Annotated in this window: 8 protein-coding genes and 2 pseudogenes; 5 read left to right on the top strand and 5 right to left on the bottom strand. The window is 60.8% G+C overall.

Annotation, left to right across the window (positions count from 1 at the left end; all coding sequences use genetic code 11):
- Positions 1-237 precede the first annotated feature (237 nt).
- A complete protein-coding gene (locus ACZ48X_RS02960; protein ID WP_336351878.1) occupies positions 238-918 on the top strand; it encodes a hypothetical protein in 681 nt (226 codons plus the stop codon).
- Positions 919-1,054: 136 nt separating this feature from the next.
- Here ACZ48X_RS02960 and ACZ48X_RS02955 read toward each other — a convergent pair whose 3' ends face one another.
- From ACZ48X_RS02955 to ACZ48X_RS02945, 3 genes and pseudogenes are all read right to left on the bottom strand, one after another.
- Complete coding sequence (locus ACZ48X_RS02955; protein ID WP_336351879.1) at positions 1,055-4,870, bottom strand: UvrD-helicase domain-containing protein; 3,816 nt, start codon at positions 4,868-4,870, stop codon at positions 1,055-1,057.
- Positions 4,870-7,929 (bottom strand): PD-(D/E)XK nuclease family protein, encoded by a 3,060-nt coding sequence (locus ACZ48X_RS02950; protein ID WP_336351880.1) that lies wholly within the window; start codon positions 7,927-7,929, stop codon positions 4,870-4,872. The genes ACZ48X_RS02955 and ACZ48X_RS02950 overlap by 1 nt, the downstream gene beginning before the upstream one ends.
- Before the next feature lie 334 nt (positions 7,930-8,263).
- Positions 8,264-8,557: pseudogene (locus tag ACZ48X_RS02945) on the bottom strand (IS6 family transposase); the annotation flags it as partial.
- Positions 8,558-8,729: 172 nt separating this feature from the next.
- Here ACZ48X_RS02945 and ACZ48X_RS02940 point away from each other — a divergent pair.
- The 4 genes and pseudogenes from ACZ48X_RS02940 to ACZ48X_RS02925 all read left to right on the top strand — a co-directional run bounded on the left by ACZ48X_RS02940 (position 8,730) and on the right by ACZ48X_RS02925 (position 11,538).
- A complete protein-coding gene (locus ACZ48X_RS02940) occupies positions 8,730-9,221 on the top strand; it encodes a hypothetical protein (RefSeq protein WP_336351881.1) in 492 nt (163 codons plus the stop codon).
- A gap of 3 nt (positions 9,222-9,224) precedes the next feature.
- Positions 9,225-9,587: pseudogene (locus tag ACZ48X_RS02935) on the top strand (DUF7568 family protein).
- A 75-nt stretch (positions 9,588-9,662) separates the two neighbouring features.
- Positions 9,663-10,058, top strand: coding sequence for a DUF7567 family protein (locus ACZ48X_RS02930; protein ID WP_336351882.1), 396 nt, complete (start codon positions 9,663-9,665; stop codon positions 10,056-10,058).
- Positions 10,059-10,143: 85 nt separating this feature from the next.
- Positions 10,144-11,538 carry a GIY-YIG nuclease family protein gene (locus ACZ48X_RS02925; protein WP_336351883.1) on the top strand — a complete coding sequence of 465 codons (1,395 nt, stop codon included), beginning with the start codon at positions 10,144-10,146 and terminating at the stop codon, positions 11,536-11,538.
- A gap of 313 nt (positions 11,539-11,851) precedes the next feature.
- Here ACZ48X_RS02925 and ACZ48X_RS02920 read toward each other — a convergent pair whose 3' ends face one another.
- Both ACZ48X_RS02920 and dptG read right to left on the bottom strand, forming a co-directional pair.
- Positions 11,852-17,482: an FtsK/SpoIIIE domain-containing protein gene (locus ACZ48X_RS02920; RefSeq protein ID WP_336351884.1), complete on the bottom strand. Its 5,631-nt coding sequence runs from the start codon at positions 17,480-17,482 to the stop codon at positions 11,852-11,854.
- A complete protein-coding gene (gene dptG / locus ACZ48X_RS02915; protein ID WP_464379806.1) occupies positions 17,466-18,794 on the bottom strand; it encodes a DNA phosphorothioation-dependent restriction protein DptG in 1,329 nt (442 codons plus the stop codon). Before dptG ends, ACZ48X_RS02920 begins: the two co-directional genes overlap by 17 nt.
- Positions 18,795-18,863 lie beyond the last annotated feature (69 nt).

Here is an 18,863-nt window from a genome sequence, read left to right as displayed (position 1 = left end):
GTTGAGACGATACGACAGAGGAGAGTGTGATCGGATTGGAGCTGCTGACCGCCACAACGAGTGTTAGCTGTAGATGTGCCCTTCCACTGGATTGTGGGGCGTGACTGAGGCGGGAAATGATCGACTTGTGTCAGGACGGTTGCCAGCGGGCTCCTCCCGCTGAAGAATCACGACACCGTTATTGACTTCATCCGGCGCCATGGATACACCAATCTCGAAGCCGGCCACGACCCCGTCATGCCCGGCGTGGATGCAAACATCATCGGCTGGCGACTCCCCGAGGTTCTCGACATCGATAGCGACACTGGCACCCAGGATGCTGCCGAGCGAAAGCCGACGAATGGCTACGCCCTCGCAACCGGCGTGAAAGAAGAACTCGACTGGCACTACAAACAATACAATACCCACGAGCTCACGGCAGCGTTCGGCGAGGAGTTCGCACGCCTTGACAACCAACCCGCCGGCGCTAACCGCGAGGGCCTCCTCGGCTTGTACGAGTATCGGCGCCTCCGCACCCACCGCTCTGTCGACATTATCGAATGCAACACCGGCGACGATGCGATTATTGAAGCGTACAAGGCGTACAATCGTGAGAGTCGGAAGACGGCAATCTTGCTGAGTAACGATTACGGGTTCGTTGAACGCGGTCGTGACGCTGGGGTGCCCACCCAACACATCGCCTATCCGGTCGACATTCCACGGAAGGCGACCGGGTCCTGGACACTAGCCACCGAACTACTGTACTATCTCGCCGTGTTCTTCGGCGTGGTTGTACTGCCGAAGGTGACAGTGTATGGCGTTTGGAACGGCAAAGGCGGCCGGAATTGGCAGCATGAAGAACTTGATCTCGATAGTCGCAGCCCGAAACTCGAACCCGTCCTCCAACGCGACCGCATCCTCCTCAACGCAATGCCATAAAAATCCCCAACTCCTTCGTCGTAACGAAGGTACACGGGGTCGTCAAGAACTCTGTCCGCCACCGCAACAACACGATCCCTCAACATCTGAATGAGCAAGACCATGCCAGGATCAGACAGACCGTCAATATTGGCGGTTAGTCTGTTAAATTGATATCGGGCTCTAGAAGCGCCTGCTCAATCTGGCGTTCGACCTCTCCAACATCGATTCCTCCCGGGTACGTCGTGGTTCGTGCTTCGTCGAGTGCAGTGTAGTATAGAGTCGTTGTAATTGAATCGACGTGCGCCGTCGCAGTGAGCATTGCTGCGTACGCGTCGAGTTGCGGCTGGTAGTATGCGGTCTTCTCAGCGAGGTCCTCCGGTTTGTGGTCGCCGGTCTTGTAGTCGATAATGTGGTAGTCGCCATCGTCGACGAGTAGGCAATCGATGAAGCCATAGAGTTCACCATTAGGGAGTTTGGCGGTGAGTTCCAGTTCGTCGTAGCGACGCGTCCTAGGGGTCAAATAGTTCTCTACGAACGTAATGGCGCGCGATGCGTGGGTTGCGACTTTCGATTCATCTGTAGCCGTGATCTCGTGTTCGACATCCATCGCGAGCAGGGTATCTTCGATTACGGCACGCCATGCAGACCGTGGCGGCTGCAGTTCACAGATGCGATGCACTGCCTCTCCGAACACTCGACCACCTAGTACGTCGTCGGCACCACCCCCAGTGGTGGCGTCACCTGTGGATGCTCCCGCACCCATAGTGTCTGCATCTTCGTCTCCGCCGTCGGCCGCTGCAGTGCCTTCGTACTGGATCGTGTTCGTGTCCGCATCGTAGATCAGCTCGCCGTCAGCGTGGTCGCTTGCGAGGTCGGCGAGTTGGGATGGGGCCAGCCGATAGGTTGGCGCTGCGGGGTCGACTTGTGTGAGGTCCGCGTGGAGCGACGACGGGGGCGAGTTTTCGGCCTCCTTGATCGGTGCCGGTCGTGGTGGCAGCGAGATGGTGTACTGTGGGGTGACAGTCGCGCCCTCGCGCTGGAGCTCGCCTGGCAGCGTGCGTGTGAGGGAGCCCGTTTCAGACGCCAGCAGCTCCGAGAGATCGTCATCAAGCAGGAGTGGCTGCACCAGATCACCCCAGGACCCAGGGTTGTCAGGGTCGGCTGCGTCGAGGTTGAGGTTGCCGGTGTCGGTTATCTCGCCACCGTGTGTCCCGGCCAGAATCAAGTGGTCTTCAGCGCGCGTGCAAGCGACGTAGAGCACGCGTTTCTCTTCGGCTTGCAGGCGTTGCATCCGAGCGTCGCGAATCCCCTGTCGCGCCACCGTCGAACACGACTCGAAGGGATTCGCGGGGTCCGGAACTTGCAACCCAAGTTCCGGCTGGCCGTCGATGACTTCGAACTCCAGGCTGTTATTGATCGGGCTCTGCGTGTTGTACGCGTCCATGATGCCGGGCACGATGACGACGGGAAATTCGTCGCCTTTCGCCGCGTGCACGGTCATGACTTGTACACCAGGACTGCCCTCGGGGATGGCAGCTTCTGGACTGTAGTTCGCGTGTTCATGCTCGGCGTCTAAGCGGTCACGAACCGCCCCGAGGGTCGCATGGTCATCGTGTGCAGCGACAAGATCGAGGAAGTGGTCGATATTCGCGACTGCCTGCCGTGGGCGAGCGTCCGCACTCACACTCGCTCGGTAGCCCGTCCGCTCCAAGACCTCTTCCACGAGCGTACTCCACGCGTCAACAGTGGCTGGGGAGCCATCACAACCACCCGCCGTGCGGGCGTGTTCGAGGACGTCGATCGCTCGAGTGATCGCTGGGTCGTCGCTCTCGTGAAGCCGGGCCCAAGCGCTGTCGGCGTCCGCGGTGGCGAGGGCGTGTGCGAGGATGTCGTCCTCGATCCCGAACAGTGGTGAGCGAAGGACCCCATAGAGCGGGATCTCAGCGTGGGGATCAACGAGGACATCGAGTAAGTTCAACAGCGTCTCGACTTCTGGCGTCTCGAAGAACCCATCGCCCTTAACGACCGTGTACGGTATGTCATATTCCTCGAATGCGTGTTTGAACGCCTGGAGATGCGTGCGCTTGCGGAGAATCACCGCGATGTCATCGAACGACACCGACTCGGTATCCACTACGTCTGCGTTCGGCGCCGTGGTGTCGTAGATTTGGGTGTGGTCGTCGACGAGGGTGGTGATGCGGGCGGCGACAGCGTGGGCTTCATTCGATCGCGTATGGTAGGCAGGCTGGGTTCGAAGCGGGTGCGACTCATCAAGTACGTCAGGTGCAAGATCTTCATCTGGCACGAGCAAGTATTCGGGTATGGTCTCGATGTTGGCTGGATTGTCGCGAGCGGCCGTGAGGGGTTGTGGTGGGGCCTCGAAGGGGTCGCGATCCGGCGTATCAGCGTCGAAAATGCCACTGAACAGCGCGTTAATGAATTCCAGGGTCCCAGGGAGGGTTCGGAAGTTCGCTGCGAGTTCGAATCCGGGTCGGTCGCCGGTTCGGACGCGGACCGCAAGGTCCTCGTCGACGAGCGCAGCCAACGCCTGGGTGTTTGCGGTGACAAGCTCAGTTCTAGAGGCTTCGAACACGGCGACGTCGGCGCCACGGAACCGGAAGATCGACTGTTTCTCGTCACCGACGACGAACACGTTTTCGCCACTGTAGTGCCCGCTGTCCGCCCCGAGTCGCGTGAGTTCCCCGACGATCTCCCACTGCGAGGGATCTGTGTCCTGGACCTCGTCGATCATCACGTACTCGAACTGCGCTTGGAGCGCCGCACGGACAGCTCCCGCGCCCGCGTCGGCAGTGAGGAGCCGCTGGGTCGTCTGCACGAGGTCTGTGTAGTCAACGAGGTTCTGGTTACGTTTCCGTTCTTGATACCGCTCAGCAACCGTGTCGAAGGCAGTTGCGAGTGCGAACACGAGCGGTGTCGTCTGGCGGTCCACGTCGAGGTCGACGTCCCCGAGTGCCTCCTGCCAGCGCTCCGCCTCCACGGCTGCGACAAGCTCTTCGACAGTCTCGCCGACTTCCTCGCGAGTCCTGGTCGATGCGTTCCACCCGCCTTGTTTCGGACTGTAATCCGCATACGTACCACCGCCGCTCTTGGTGAGGATGTCGCTCAAGTCAGCGATCAGTCGGCGCCGCGCCGCAGGGGTCTGCGGACCACCGAGTCCCCCGGCAGCATCGATGCACTCGATGACGTCCTCGATCCGGCCGATACTCGTACCCGGGTCACTCGTCGGTGGGTCAGCGAGGAACGACCGTAGCGAGTCCACAGCCGCCCGAAGCGCCGGTTTGGAGAGGATGGCTTGGGCGTCGTCGTCTGGAAGCGGGTGGAACGTTGCCTCGACGTGCTCGATGTACTCATCAGCGGTGTGTTCACTGTCGGCCCAGTACGTGGCCCAGTCGCGGCTGCGTGGTCGTTCACTGAAAAGATCTGAGAGAATGTTGTGGAGACCCGACTCGCTCGTTAGATTGGCATCGAGGAGCGTCTGCACGCAGGGCGGTTGAGCAGCAATGAACTCGTCGATACTGTCGGCTTGGAGTTCAGCCCCCTCGACGTCGTCGACGAGTTCAAAGCCCGGCTGAATCCCTGGTGCGTCGAGTGCGTGCTCTTCGAGGATGCGCTGGCAGAACGCATGCAGCGTATGCACGTATGCGTCAGTGAGTTCATCTAAGACCTGTCGCCAGCGTTCGATGTCGGTCGTGTCGTCGGGATCTGCGCTGGTGATACGATCCAGGACGCGCTCTCGAATGGCGCCAACGAGGTCACGTGCTGCACGTTTCGTGAACGTTGTCACCAAAATCTCACGCGGTCGGAGGTCAGGGTTCTGCTCGAGGAGTGCGACATACCGGAACGAGAGCGTTGTGGTTTTACCGGTGCCCGCACCAGCAATCAACGGATAATTTGCGCGGGTTGTGCCGACAGCGTGGCGCTGCTCGTCGGTCAAGTCACTCGGCTGCATCAGGCATCACCCCCATCCAGCGACTCAGTTGTTGGTTCATACTCCTCGCCACGTGCGGCCACTGGGACGTACACATCTTCCTCTGGGCGGGCGTCAAGTTTGTCGATGAACGCATGCCGGCGATCAGACCGCACGTCACAGATCTCGCTATACTCACAGTACGAACAGCCAGCAGCGTCGGGGTCGTTCACAGTGGGGTGGAAATACCCCCGATTGATGTTCTCGATGATTCGCGTGATCCGCTCTGGGATGGTCTCAGTCAGGAATTCTGTAAACGCTTCCTGTGTCTCGAGTCGCGGCGTGTTATGCCGACGGAGTGGGCTTCCCCCGTGTTTGTGCCAGACGGCCGTCTCGGCACTTGCGAGCACGGTGCTGTAACTCGAGACGTTATTCGGGCCGGCGAGCTGATAGTATGTGCCGCCGAGTGGTGTGTGTTCGAGATCCGCGGTTGCGAGCAGGAGGTAGACGGGGAGTTGGAACGCTAGCCCGTCGAGAACTTCGTCGGCGCCTGGTGTGTAGCCAGTCTTGTAATCGCGGACGACAAACTCGCCATCCGGCGTGACATCCACTCGGTCGACTTTTCCGTGTAAATCGACTCCGTCGATCGTTGCTTGGAGATACCGTTCGAAGTACGCTGGTTGTGTCGTGAGTGGCTCAGTCATCGCGTCTGTCACACCCCGGAGCGTGCGTTCTTCCGCAAGGAAACTGGCCAGCGTCCCAGCAACAGGCTCAGCCATCCCCCATGGATTGTAGTACGGGTTCACGGCGTCGCTGGCGAGGCCCGCCAAGAGCGATCGCTTCCAGCGGTCAGTGACCGCATCCGGATCATCTACATCGGAAAGCACCGAAGTTGCTACCTCGAACAGGTGGGCTTCGAGGGTCTCGGGGTCGTGTGTGCTGAGGTCGATTGGCGTGTCGTCCTCACCCTGGAGCGTCGTGTAGAATTCGTCAAGGATGTCGTGAACGATCGTTCCCTGGTCGGCGCTGGTCGTGTCTTCATCCTCGCGTTCGAGATCAAGCAGATAGCTGGCGTAGTGTTTGAACCCGCACGCAGCGTACGTCTCAATCTCACTCGGCGACATCGCGCCATCGGAATCATCCTTGAGCAACCCGACGGTCTCCGATTCGAGCCACCCATTCCGAGCGCCGGGCTTACTCCGCGCCCGGCTCGTAGCCGTGTCGACGCCACGGGATACCGTCGAACTCCGTGCAGCGGCCTCATCCTGACTCAGATACGTGGTGAGGACATCCTGAGTCGAAGTGTGGGCGGTGGTGAGTGCGTCGCGGCTCTCGCCACCCAGCACGGCGAGGGCGCGCCAGGTGTCACTGCTGGACCCAATCTGTTCCGACGGTGCTGCCTCGCTGGTCAAGTGGTCGTATTCATCAACACTAGTCGACTTGAGGGTGGTGTGTCTGCGGAGTTCCTGCAGGAGGCCAGCAGGAATGTACTCGCTGCCATCCTCGCGCGTTCGTGGGCGAGTGAGCGTCGCCGTCTGCGCACTCGTGATGAGTGAGGCAATGCGGTGATCAGCACGCTGGTCGGGGTTCGTCCGATCAAAATCCCGGTGCGCTTCGTTCAACCGCCGTGTGAATGCCAGCCGCCGCCCACCACTCGGATAGTGCGCTTGCGTAAGCCCTGCAATGTAGACATGCTCAAACGTGCGTTCAGTCTCATCAAGCACACCTACGAGGTCCACACTGGCATGCTTGGGGCCGTGTGTGGTCGAGACGGTCGCGTTCGCGAACGCACGTCGTAGCGCTTGCACCCAGTGGGGGCGCGACTCAAGCATCGGACGTGCTGTCACAACGTCGATCGTACGCTCGACCGTCTCCCAGGCTGCCGCCCCCACCTCAGACGCCGCATCTTCGTCCTCCGGCTCCAACCCGAAGGTTTGTCTGATCGACTGGAGGTCCTCGATGGATCCAGCGGCGACCGCACTGGCCTGTTCTTGCAGCTCCGTAACGAGTGCGGTCGCGTCAGCGTCCAGCTCTGCAACTGCATTCTCCGCGATCGCTGCTTGGAGTGTCTCCCCGAGTGTGATCGCGTCGAGTGCTGGTTCGTGGCTGGTGAGGTCCGTGCAGGGACTGGTGAGAACCGCTGCCAGTGCAGTCGGGTCAGCCGGGTCAGTGAGAAACGCAAGCAAATCAAACATCGCCGCGCCCGGTCGGGTGTTGTCAAGGTCTCGGTCGTGAGTGTACCGGAGGGGGAGCTCGCGCTCGGCCGCTGCCGCAGCAAGCGGCTCAAGATATGTGCCCGGGTCCGTCATCACGATCCCAATGTCTCCAGGGGGAACCGCCTCAGTCGTCACGAGTGACTGCACGCGCCGCAGAATGTGTCGTGCTTCGTGCCCCACGTCCATTGGTGCAACAAGCTCAACTCCGTCGCCGACTGGCACGGGGTCTCTCGTGGTTGGGTGATAGAGTCGCCCGAACACGGTGGGGTCGAGTGGGGGCGCTGTGGCTGTGTTGTCGCTGACCCGGTGTGGGGTGAGGTCGAGTCGTGTGGTGTATGTGTGCCAGAGGTCTTGGAGTGTCCGATCAGTCCCCGTGGGGGTCGCTTCAGTGAAGCGGGTACTGATCGCGTACGTCGGCCGGTCCGCTGTGAGCCACTCGAGGAGCTCGGCCTCAACTGGTGACAGTCGCGAAAACTGGCCGACGATGACGACGTCCACATGAGAGAGATAGTCCGCTGGCGTCTGGCTTGTGACGTGCGCGTATCGTTCAGATCGTAAGGATCGGTCTATGGTGTCGGTGAAGCTGCTGCGAGCGGTTTCGAATGCGGTTTTGAGTGCTTCGAGGTCAGTGGCGAGCTCGGGGAGGCCTTCGGTCTGCAGGCGGTCTGCGATAGCGGTAGGTGAGTGGAGCCCGGCGAACTCTGTGAGCGTGAGCAAGTCATCGAGTTCTGTGAGGTGGCCGGTACTCATCGGGTCGGCAGGGGGTGCGAATCGATGGTCCGACTGGAGCGTATGGAGTGCGGTCTCGACGGCTTGTCGGTGATGGGGGCGAGTGAAGTGCGTCGCCTGACTCGCGATCGTGCTTCGATCGTAGACCTGATCCACGATGGCGTCAAGCCCTCGCGCCGCGAATTGAATTGGGCGGCTGTGCTGACGCCAGTGGTCTCGAAGCCAGTCAGCATCCTTGGTATCTGGCGTGAGGTATAAGACTGAGCCTGGTTGCGGTCCCGCGTGTGTTGTGGCTCGTTCAAAGGCGTGGTCTCGCAGTGTGGTGGCGTCACTGCCAACGAGAATTAAATCAGAGGGTGGGCGTGCAGTCATCGTCCGGTCTCACCGAAGCACTCGTTGAAGATGGTACACCTATCAGCCCAGTCATCAATAATCGTTTGCCCTCAGCAAGGGGTCGTGATCAGATTAGCTGATTCCATACGAAGGCGAATTATTTGAGCCACTCGTCAGCAGTTCCCGCCTCGGTATGGCTGAAATCGTCCGAGAAAGCGGTAGTTCTGCGTTTTACATCCCGAAAGACACGTTCGACGCGATTGCAATTTCCATGGCGTTCGTAGCGAAAATCGAGGCCGTGACGCGTGCAGGCGTCTTTCAGCGGTTTCGCACCATCGATGAGAAACACGACGTCGACGACGCCGTGTTTCTCGGGTAGTTCCGCAAAGAACGTGTGCGCGGACACGTTCGTTGTGGTCGGTTCGAGCTTGGTATGCAGCCGTTCATTGGTTATCGAGGCTGACTACGCATCGGGCGACCTAACCATCACTGTCGAACGAGCCGACGAATCCTGAAAATCCGCCGTCCCGACGAGAGTTTTTCGAGCGCCGGCGATGGGTGCCGGCGCAGTCGGAGAAAGCGAGTAACGAACACCGGTGCGTCGGCGTTTCGAGGTATTCGAGATGCACATGGTAATTTACGCGCTCGTAGAGGCATCGACAAATGAAAAAGCGTTAGCTGCGGGGAAGGCGGTGTTCGATCGATTAGTCGGCGTTGACCCACACGCTGGTGCAGTCTTTGACTATTACGTAACTTTCGACGAGAAAGACACGTCCGTTGCGGGGAAGGCGCGATGGGGAGAGTTGCCGACTGTGACCCCCGTCGACTCTGATGCTGGTCAGGATCTCCTTGAGCATGGCTGGAAGGCAACGAAAGAGGAATTCGAGCGTAATCTAGATCGGGTGAAAGAGGCCATCGACGAACTCTCCGACGAGGAGATCATGCGCGACGAGGACCTCGCCCGGCACGCCTTCCACCAGGTCGGTGCGTACGACGGCCCGACCATCTATCTGTACACCGAACACGCAACAGGGATTCGCCACCGTGGACAGCTTGACAGAGTCCTCGAGGAGAGTGAAGAGCTCTGGATCGTGCCCGCTGACGTCCACTACTGAAGAATGCTCGGCATCATCAACTGGCGACGCGAAAGCCGTTCCTTGACACTCGCGTATCAGAACACCGAGGCCGGTTACCGAGCCATCTTGTATCGCCCGTCCGAGTCCTACTGGTACAAATGGCGTGGGGTGATTCCCGTCGACGGCTAGAGGGTGTGGTCGGGGAGATCGGAGATGAAGGACGCACCCTCGTTCCGTGACGTGCTTCGGGGGCATCCTGCCCCGGAGCTCAGCTGTCCGGAATGGCCAAGCGACGACGGTCACGTCTGAGAGAAGTCAGCAGACGGGGCGACACAGCGGTGGTACGACTGCCCCGACTGTGGGTACCAAGCCCCCTCACGCGTCGTCTACGGCGCCGACCGGTGAGTAGGTGGCCCCCGCTGGCGGCTGTTTTTGTCCGGCCACGAGAGGGTGGCCCGGGACGGCCGGGGTGACCAAACAATGAGTCTCGAAGTACGTGACCGGTATCGTGAGGCACTGTTCGAGTTCCTCTGGTGTCCGGTCTGTGGCAAGGACGTCTTCACTCACATCCCCTTCGAGGGGGTGTTCTGCAAGAACTGCAACACGCAGGTCCAACTCCAGGAGTCCCGAGAGACACGCGGCTACGAGGCCGCCGTGCTCGCCTGCTTCGATACCACCACGACCTGGAACCTCCACGTCGACGAAAAACTGCGTCGCGACTTGCCTGATGGGTCCGCACGCGTGAAGGTATTGGGCGCACCGGGTGCCTATGAGGTTGATTGGTGGAGTCCAAAGCCAGGTGCGGACTGGAAACCGCTGGAGCGCGGCGAGTTCGACGACATCGAAGAGTCAGACGAAGTGTCGCATCTGGCATAGCCCCCCAGAGGTCTTTTCGGAGGGTAACAGAGTGCTGTGGTTCGGCCCAACCAGCTTTATAATCGGATGTTGTCTTCTGCCGACAATGTCGGACAGACGATCGAAAGCGAAGGTCTGGGATGAGTTTGTGCAGAGGACAATTCTCGCAGACATCCAGTCGACTGCAACCCCGGATCCGGTGCCGATGGTCGACGACAGCGGCTCGACGTTGTCGATGACCGACGAGTACGATGCGTATCGCCTCGGGCGGGGGAGTGGTGACTATCTGTATCTGTTATACCTCCTTGACGAACCCGTAGCCGGGCCTGTCGACGTGATTCCGGTGTATATCGGCGAAACAAGCAACGTTGCGAGTCGACTGATGAACCACTTCAGAAAGCTCCGGGACGCGCTCCCCATTTCGGAGTGGGAAGACGATGGGTCGTGGGGGAGTTACGGAAAGTATGATCACATCGCGACCACGTACGAAAAATCGACTTCACAGCTGTACGCGTGGGTAGTCAACGTTGACGACCTAGAGGTCGGTCCGTACGGCTACCCAACGTACCGGCACGAACTCGAAGGGAAACTGGTCGGGCTGGTGCACTCCCTTCCCCGGTACAACCGTGTGTTCGCCAATCGCGACTTCGTCCCCAACCGTGTCCCCCACGAGATGGGGACTGTCGGTCACGAGTGGGTTGACACGGACCTCACATCAATGAATGAGGAAGCGGCACGTCTCGCCGAGCTCTCCACTGAGAAGGCGCCTGCGGAAAGTAAGACGGAACTCTGGTTCGAGTGGGTTGCGAAGACTATCTGTCGAGACATCGCCCACTCCGAGGAGGTCGATCCGATACCCCTCTTCGAGACTGATGAGGACCTCGTTGTCGAGACGAAGGCACTCGGGTCCTCAACGGTCCTCAAGCGAAGCGACGCTATTGACGACCGGATTCGGCGAGAGGGAAAACGATGTGTTCACACGAACGGCGTGAAAGAGGGGGCGAGTGGCTTACTCTACGTCCTGTTTCAACTCAACGCTGCGAATCCCTCCCCCAGAGATGTTGTTCCACGGTACATCGGAAAAGCTGAGGCGTACGGAAAAAAGAACGAACTGAGTGCGAACTTCGAGGAGATTGCGAAAGACCGGAGCGGGACACGGAGTTTCGCTCGGTGGGGAGACGGAAGTTTCTGGCACGTTGGAGAACTCTCGGAGACCGTATTCGGCGAGGACTCGAAGAAACTCAGTTGGGCGAGCGAACTCTTCGAACAAGGCACGCGCCAACTCAAACAGGAGACGTATCTGTGGATTCGCGCCTGGGATCCAGAAGCGTATCCAGGGCCGTACGGCTATCCAGCGTATCTCGCAGAAGTTGAGCCGCTCCTCGTCGGACTCGCATACGAGGCGTGGCCTGAGTCCCTCCTCAATCACAATGAGGTCCCGGGTGATGCACCGGCGAACAGCCGCGAGATCGAATTTCGACCAGTAACTGACGGTACCTGAAGGCTTCCTCATAGCGACACAGCCTCCCTTTCACCATCAGCACCCACACGCTCCGCCAACCGCTCTACTCTCACCGCAGACAACGTGCCCCATCCACTATCCCACTCTACATATCAGAGCGCAGGCAGTAACTCTCGATGCCAGACTACCGGACCAAACGTAGACATCCCCGCCGTCCCCAACTCACCCACTCCCAACTCCTTCAATCCGGGACGAGGGTGAGGCATCGCAGCTGGCAGTCCCAACCACGTGGTGCTTCAACCCCGCAAGGATTCGTGAGTGATGCGCGTTAGATCGGGGGTCGCGGTTACGTTCAGTGTCCGTTCTCGAATTCCCTGTCTCGTTCGTTGACCCAGTCTTTGACCTGGGTTGCGTCGTGGAGTGTGAGTCGGTAGCCTTGGAGGTGGTATTCGTCGCCGGCCTGGGTGCTGGTGATCATGTCACCGGCGCCCTGGAGGTTTTCGGCGCCAGGCTTGTCGAGGATGACGCGAGAGTCCGTGTTCGACGGCAGCCGGAAGCTGATACGGCACGGGAAGTTCGCCTTGATTTTCCCGGAGACGATGTCCGCGGAGGGGCGTTGGGTTGCGAGGAGAATGACGAACCCGAGCGCCCGGCCGACCTGGGCGAGCCGGGTGACGGCGTCTTCGAACGCATCAGCGTCGTCCACGGACATCTTCAGGTCGGCGTACTCGTCGATCACGACCACGTGGTACGGGACAGGGTCGTGACCCAGGTCGGCCGCGTGCTCGTTCAGTTCCGCAACTGACGTGGCACCCACTTCCTTCAGGAGCTGTTTGCGTTCCGGGATACGGTTCTCGACGAGGTCGAGGAGTCTCGTTGCGCAATCGTTCGAGGTGTCTTCGTAGGTTTCGACGTGCGGGAGGTCTGCGAACCGCCCAAAGTCGACGCCTTTCGGGTCGAGGAGACTGATCTCGACCTCCGACGGGTCGTTGGTCGCGACGAGACTACAGAGCACGGCGCTCAAGAAGTTGGACTTCCCGGACCCCGTAGCGCCAGCGATGAGCGCGTGCCGTTCGTCGGGCAGCGAGAGCGCGTGGTGCTCGCGTTCCGTGTCGACGCCGAGCGGGATCGTCAACGGCTCCTCGAGTTCGGGTGCGAGCGCCTCGAGGCCTTCGCGGAGATAGATGTCCTGTGGGTTGTCGTGGGGGATTTCCAGCCGGACCGCGCCTTTCGACGGGATTGGCTTGCCGACGATGTTCCCCTGGGCCTGGATGTGGACGCTCAGCGAGTCGAGACTCGAGAGAATACCTTCGACCTTCTGGCCTTCCTTCGGGAGCACGTCAACGCCGATCTTGCGAGGGCCGACCGAAATACTCGACGGATTTGGCGGGTGGACGTCGACACCGAGCGCTTCGAACCCGTCACGGATGTTCGACGCGAGCGTCCCCGTGTCGAACTCCGTCTCGGGCTCCGGACTCTCGTCGAGTCTCTCGACGACCGACTCCAGTCGCGACTGCCCCTCGCCGGAATCAGGGCTCAAATCATCAGCTGACGACGGTTCTCCGTCAGCCGGATCTTCGCTTTCGTCGGGTGGATCATCGGCAGATGCTCCGGGTGAATCGTCAGCTTGCTCCTCGCTGCGAGCGTCATCGCCCGACGAGGTCTCCGTCACCGGCTCAGCCGAAGGTTCTGGTTCCTCGGGATTTGATTCCCCCGTCTTTGCATCTGCTGGTTGAGGGTCAGACTCAGTGGTTTCGGCCGCTCTTGCAGATACGGCCGACGCATCGGATGCGTTGTCGTCCGGCGTTTGAGCGTCGGTGAGCGAATCCGCCTTGGGTTCGCTATCCGGACCTGTTTCGTCACTATCGCTTCCAGATGGCCGACTGTCATCGCCGTCACCTCCGGTTGAGGCATTGGGGGTGGCTGCGAGTGGCTCGGCGGTGTCGCGGGATGTGTCCTCGCCGTCGGGGGCATCGCTGTCGTCGGATGGCGACTGCGCACTGCCGGCGTCGATTTCGAACGATAGCTGATCCAGATTGAGGTCAGGGAGGACATCTTCGATGTCGTCCGTCCGGAGGAGCCGTAACGCGTCGATAGACGTTTCGATGGAGCGAACGCGATCTTCGAATCCGACCTCGGATTGGACGGTGTTCTCGCGAACGCGGATCACTTCCCCGAGCGATCCATTCCTGTCCTCGACGAAGGACACCTCGAAGTCGCCCTCCTGCAGCGACCGCCATCGTTGTTCCACCCACGAGCTCGCATCGTCGTCGAAGACGTCGTAACTCTGCATTCGTCGCGCAACGTCCAGTACGACTTTCCCGAACTCGCCGTGCAGGATGTCTTCGTCGGCGTAGTTCTCTCCCGGATCGAAGATCGCCTTGAGGTTCTCGACGGCGCCCACGACCTGGTCGCGACCGGTGGAGATCTGCGAGGTCCCGCCTTTTGTCTCGACCACCCAGAGCTTCAGCTCGTCGTCGGATTCGTCTCGGGGCACACCGACGAAACAGAGGTCGTCGCTCGCCTTCCCCGTCGAATCGTACTGCAAGAGGCCGTCACTGCCACCGCGATACGACCGGTCGTGCCGAGTGAGCTCATTGAGGCTGAGTGGAATCCACAGGTGGTCGGGCGCCGACCGCTCGAGGAGCCGCTGGCTCAACGCGAGCCCGCCGACGAACCCGATCGTCTCGATTACCTCAGTGCCCTCTGACTGCTGGAGGTCCAGCGCCATCTCGCCGTCGATCGAGACGAGAATCGAGAGCACGGTCTCAGGATCCATCAGGTGGTCCAGGTTCGCTTCCGAGAGCGCTCGCTGTAACGCAGTCAGGTACGGCGTGCGCTTGCTCGTGGAGGTGATGACGTCGTAGTCGGGCGACGAGGAGTCGTACTGGTCGCTGTAGTGGATCATCACGCGGTCGTCGAGGTCTTCGAGCTCCGTGTCCGACCGGACGTAGAAGTCGATGCCGACGTTCGGCTGCACGTGCACCACCCACAGCGAATCGTCCCACAGCTCCGCCAGGTCAGCACCCTGCGTCGACTCGATGTTCTTCTTGACGGTCTGACCGGCGTGATAGGCGTTGCTCCACTTCCCCGCTTCCAGAGCGTTCGTGCGACGCGCAACCTCGTGGATGAGGTCGCGTTCGCCACCGTCACAGCTGAAGCCGACGGTGTAGACCGTCTCACCCTGCGTTACTTCGACGTCGATCGATTCCCGGGGGAACAACCCGTCGTTGAGCATCCCGGACGGCAGTTCGCCGACGTCGATGACGCCGGGGTTCTCTTCGAGGAGCCCACGGAAGAACGTGAGATGGGCTTCCGTCTGCGTGTCGCTACTGTATTCACCGGCCTGAACGTACGTGACATGCGACCGGAGCCGGTCGACGAGTTCGTCGTTCTTCTTCTCGAGGTTCTGTCGGAGCCGCGACTCTGCACTCTCCGTGAAGAACCGTTCGAGCGCTTCTCCTTCGGCGTCGCTCCCGTAGATCCGCAGGAGGACGCGCGGCGGGTCGACGTCGGCCTTCTCGATTTTCTTGTAGAACTCGTAGAGGCCCTTGACGACGGGCCGCAGGTCGCCCATGTTGACGAGATTGAGCTGGATCTGGCGTCCCGAGTGCAACTGGAACAGGATCGGGAACGCCTGCACGAACGTATACAGCTTGTCTCGAACCACACGCTCCATGTAGCGCGGCGTCACCGACCCCGGCGATTCCACCGGCGAATAAACCGTCCACAGCGGCGTCTCGGCGTACGGCATCCCACGCAGTAACGAACCGGTGGACCGTTCAGTCGTCCGATACGGGTGAAGACCGTTCGCGTTGAATTTCGAAATGAACTGCTCGCGCCGGAACCCTCCAGTCACGTTTCGCGGAACGAGTTCGTCGTCGCGCCACTCTGCGATCCGAAGTGCGTACGCCAACAAGACGGGATGGAACGGCGTCAGCCAGAGTTTCTCCGTCGTCGTCGACCGGATCGTACACACGTCCCGCAACGGCTCGTACTTCGTGAACGCTTTTTGCGACGAGATATCGTCGACCGCATCGTTGTAGGCTCGCACGACCGCTCGCGCTCGCTGCTGGGTCGGCTCGTCCCAGGGGTCAGTGGACGGCGTCCGGTTACGCTCCGCGAAGTGTTCGAAGAGCTCCCCGTATGCCTCGCGCAGGGCCGCGTCTAGCTGGGACTCGTCGCCCGAAAGCGACCCAAAGTCCGGGTCTTCACCCTCAACTTCCCGTGGCCGGATGCTCCCGTCGTCGACAATCTGCTCTTCGATCTGCAACAGCTCCAGGGCCTCGTCTTCCAGTCGAATCCCGTCGTCGCCGGCGGTATAGATCTCTCCCCGGTCGGTGTCGATGTCCATCACCTCCGGCAGCTGCAGGTCCGTAGCGGCCCAGCGGTCGGGTTCGACGATCGCCGCGAGCATCAACGGGAACACCACCTCTTCGGACTCCGCCGTCGATACTTCCGTCAGGAACGCGATCTCGATCGGGACCCCGTCCAGTGGAGCGAGCTGGCACGCGACGCGTTCCACGACGTCCGGCGGATTCGGATCGATGGTGATCGGCCGGTCGAACTGGATCGTTTGTTCCTCGCGCAGGTCGACGACCCGACGCTCAGATTCAAACCGCAAGTCTTCGAGCGGCTGTAGTTCGATTTCGCCGTCACCGTTCGAGACCAGCGCCTCCCCGTCGACGTCGACGTCGAGCGAGATACCACGCGTCGCAGCGAAGAACCACTCCGGGACGACGGCAAGGTTGAATACGTGTGTCGGCTTCCCCCGCTTCGTCTTCTTCCCAACCCAGAACCGCAGGGTCCCGAACCACGGGCGGTCTTCTGGCAGCCCCTCGACGGTGGCAGTCGCTCGGTTCTCCCGCTTGGAGAGCCGGCCAACGTCGTCGCCGTCGGGCCCCCAGAACGCTTTCGGGGTCTCTTCCAGATCGTTCGCGAACTCGACAGTGAGCGATAGCTCTCCATCGTCCGAAACGGCGAGGATCGAGCGTTCCGTTCGGTCGCTATCCAGCGGTTCGTAGATCCGGTGTTCGGCCGCGTTGATCGATAGCTCCCGGAATTGGATCGGTCCACCCCCGGTATTCTGTGCTTGCCTCGCATCGGAGTGCTTGAGTTCGGACCAGTCCGGCGACTCCAGGACCTTGTTCACGAACGTCTCGTCGTAGGTGGAACTCAGCCGACTCTCGGTGTTTGTGCCGGCCTGATGCGCACGCCGCAAGTTTTCGGCGTGATCCTTGTTGTCCGAGAGTGCTTTCGACACACTCTCGTAGAGACTCTGTTCGTCCTGTCCCTTCTCGAACCAGTCGTCACCGAGCTGGTCCTCGCGGAGATACTGCGGCAGATCACCGATGAGCTCCTGGACGCGCTCCGCGTCCTTCGAGTCGATCGCATCCCGGAGCTCACAGAGCGTTTCGAGCACCGAGATGTCGTCGCTGTACGCCGAGTCGCCTTCGAACGAATCCAGCAACCCGTCGAGGAGCGCGCGTCCCTGACGGTGCTTGCACGTGCCCGGATCGAGGACGCTCTCCCGGAACGAGTCGAGATTGATCGGTGCGTCGTCGCCGAACAGGGCTTCGGACGCTTCGAGTGTATCCAGACTCGCATCCGTCTCCAGCACCATGATCATCGCCTTCGGGCTGTCACCCTCGACCGACGCAGCGATCTGGTTGCGCATCGTCGTCGCGAACCCCTGCGTCACCTCGTAGGCACTCGCGGCCGCCCCGTCGCTCACGTCAGGAACGACGCGCACGATCGACACCGGCACCCCGTCGGCCGTCTCGAAAACGGGGAGTTTGTCGCCCCCAGGGGTCTGGCTTCGACTCCGACCCTCGGCCAGTTCTTCGACGAGCCCAGCAGCGAACGAGTCTGCTAACGCGCCACTGTGGAACTCGCCGAGCAGTATCTGTCCACCACGCGGCGGATTGGTTTCCAGATACGCTCTGACGTGCGCCGCAAGTGCCTGCTCAAAGAGATCGGACATACACAGCACCTCCACTGTCACTCTGCCGGTCAATCATCCCCATCTCGTCCAATTCCTCGAGCGCGTACCGTTCGCTCTTGGAGTCCAGGAAGATCCCCCGTCGTTGGAGATAACTCACGAACTCGTCGTAGTGCGTGTCGTCTTCATTCATAGCAAATAGCCTCGCGAAGAACCGGAGCGCACCCCGGTTCAGTCTGAACGTCGGCCCGATCTTCCGCTGTGTCCGCCAGTACTTCCGATCCCCGCCGTCGCCGAGCTGGCGGACGACGTTGATCCCCATCGAGATCGGCGTCTGGTTCGACTGGGTTTTCTCCTCGTAGTACGACCGAACCCGGTTCGTCATGCGCTGTGCCACCGTCGGCAAGTCGACATCGTCAGACGGCTCGGTATCCGGCAAGTGCTCGCAGAGCTCGACGACAACGGTCCGTCGAACCGAGTCGGGGAGCGCCATCGCTTCCGACAGCGTTACTGCCGTTTGTTCCCGGTCCGTCTTTCGTTCGACCACCGCTGCGATCTCGTTGAGGACAGCGAGTCGACCCCACGAATCGTAGACGTGGCCCTCCACGCCCCGTTGGTCGCGCGCCCGCCATTCCTGCCTGAATCGACGGTCCTGGGACGCTTTCTCGTCCCAGAGCCCGAAGTACAGTTGTTTGATCTCCGGTTCGTAGTCCCGTTCGGGGTCCTTGGCCAGCCGGTCGAACTCTCGTTCGAGATTCAACGCCAGCTGGGCGTAGTACATCATGAAGTGGAAACAGAACAGGTCACGCGTCGACTGCAACCAGTTCGACGGGGAATCGTACTCGTCGTCGAGCCACCGCCGCAGGTCGCTCTGGAACGCGCTCGCACACTCGTCCACGTAGGGGCGCAGCGGATCCGTCGCCGGCTCACCGACTGCTTCGGTTTCGATACGACCGATCACGTCGACGAACACCTGTTCGAACAGGTTCGACGGTTCCAGCCCTTCCAGCCGGGCCACGAACGCATCGTGTAACTCTTGGTTGAACTCGGCAGGGCGCCCGCTCGACATCAGCATCCGATACCAGTCGCCCCAGTTCCGGGTTTCGTGCGGTTCGACGTGTTTCGCGATGACGGGGTGAAACGGCACGACGTACCGTTTCGCTTTCTTCCCGCGTGCCCCCCGTGATCCGGTCGTCGTGTAGGTCGCCTCGAACACGTCCCAGACTTGTTCTGCAACGTCGTCGTCCACCGACTCGTGGCGTTCGAACACCGACTGAATCTCCTCCAGGTCACTGGTGGAGGGTGACGCCCCGAGGACGCCCGCGAGGATCTCCGAGAAGATCGCTTCGCGCAACGTCGCCGCAGGCGACGTCGGGAAGAACCCGTCGTCGATGACTCGACTGATCTGTCGTCCCAGAGATTG

This window comes from Halorubellus litoreus (assembly GCF_055378595.1).
The sequence above is the reverse complement of the archived record's forward strand: the minus strand, read 5'-3'. Positions and strand labels throughout refer to the sequence as shown.

What these genes read in the sequence shown, in the direction of transcription:
- ACZ48X_RS02960 (WP_336351878.1), top strand. Translation starts at nt 238, where the DNA reads ATGCCCGGCGTGGATGCAAACATCATCGGCTGGCGACTCCCCGAGGTT.
- ACZ48X_RS02955 (WP_336351879.1), bottom strand. Translation starts at nt 4,870, where the DNA reads ATGCAGCCGAGTGACTTGACCGACGAGCAGCGCCACGCTGTCGGCACA.
- ACZ48X_RS02940 (WP_336351881.1), top strand. Translation starts at nt 8,730, where the DNA reads ATGCACATGGTAATTTACGCGCTCGTAGAGGCATCGACAAATGAAAAA.
- ACZ48X_RS02930 (WP_336351882.1), top strand. Translation starts at nt 9,663, where the DNA reads ATGAGTCTCGAAGTACGTGACCGGTATCGTGAGGCACTGTTCGAGTTC.
- ACZ48X_RS02925 (WP_336351883.1), top strand. Translation starts at nt 10,144, where the DNA reads ATGTCGGACAGACGATCGAAAGCGAAGGTCTGGGATGAGTTTGTGCAG.
- ACZ48X_RS02920 (WP_336351884.1), bottom strand. Translation starts at nt 17,482, where the DNA reads ATGTCCGATCTCTTTGAGCAGGCACTTGCGGCGCACGTCAGAGCGTAT.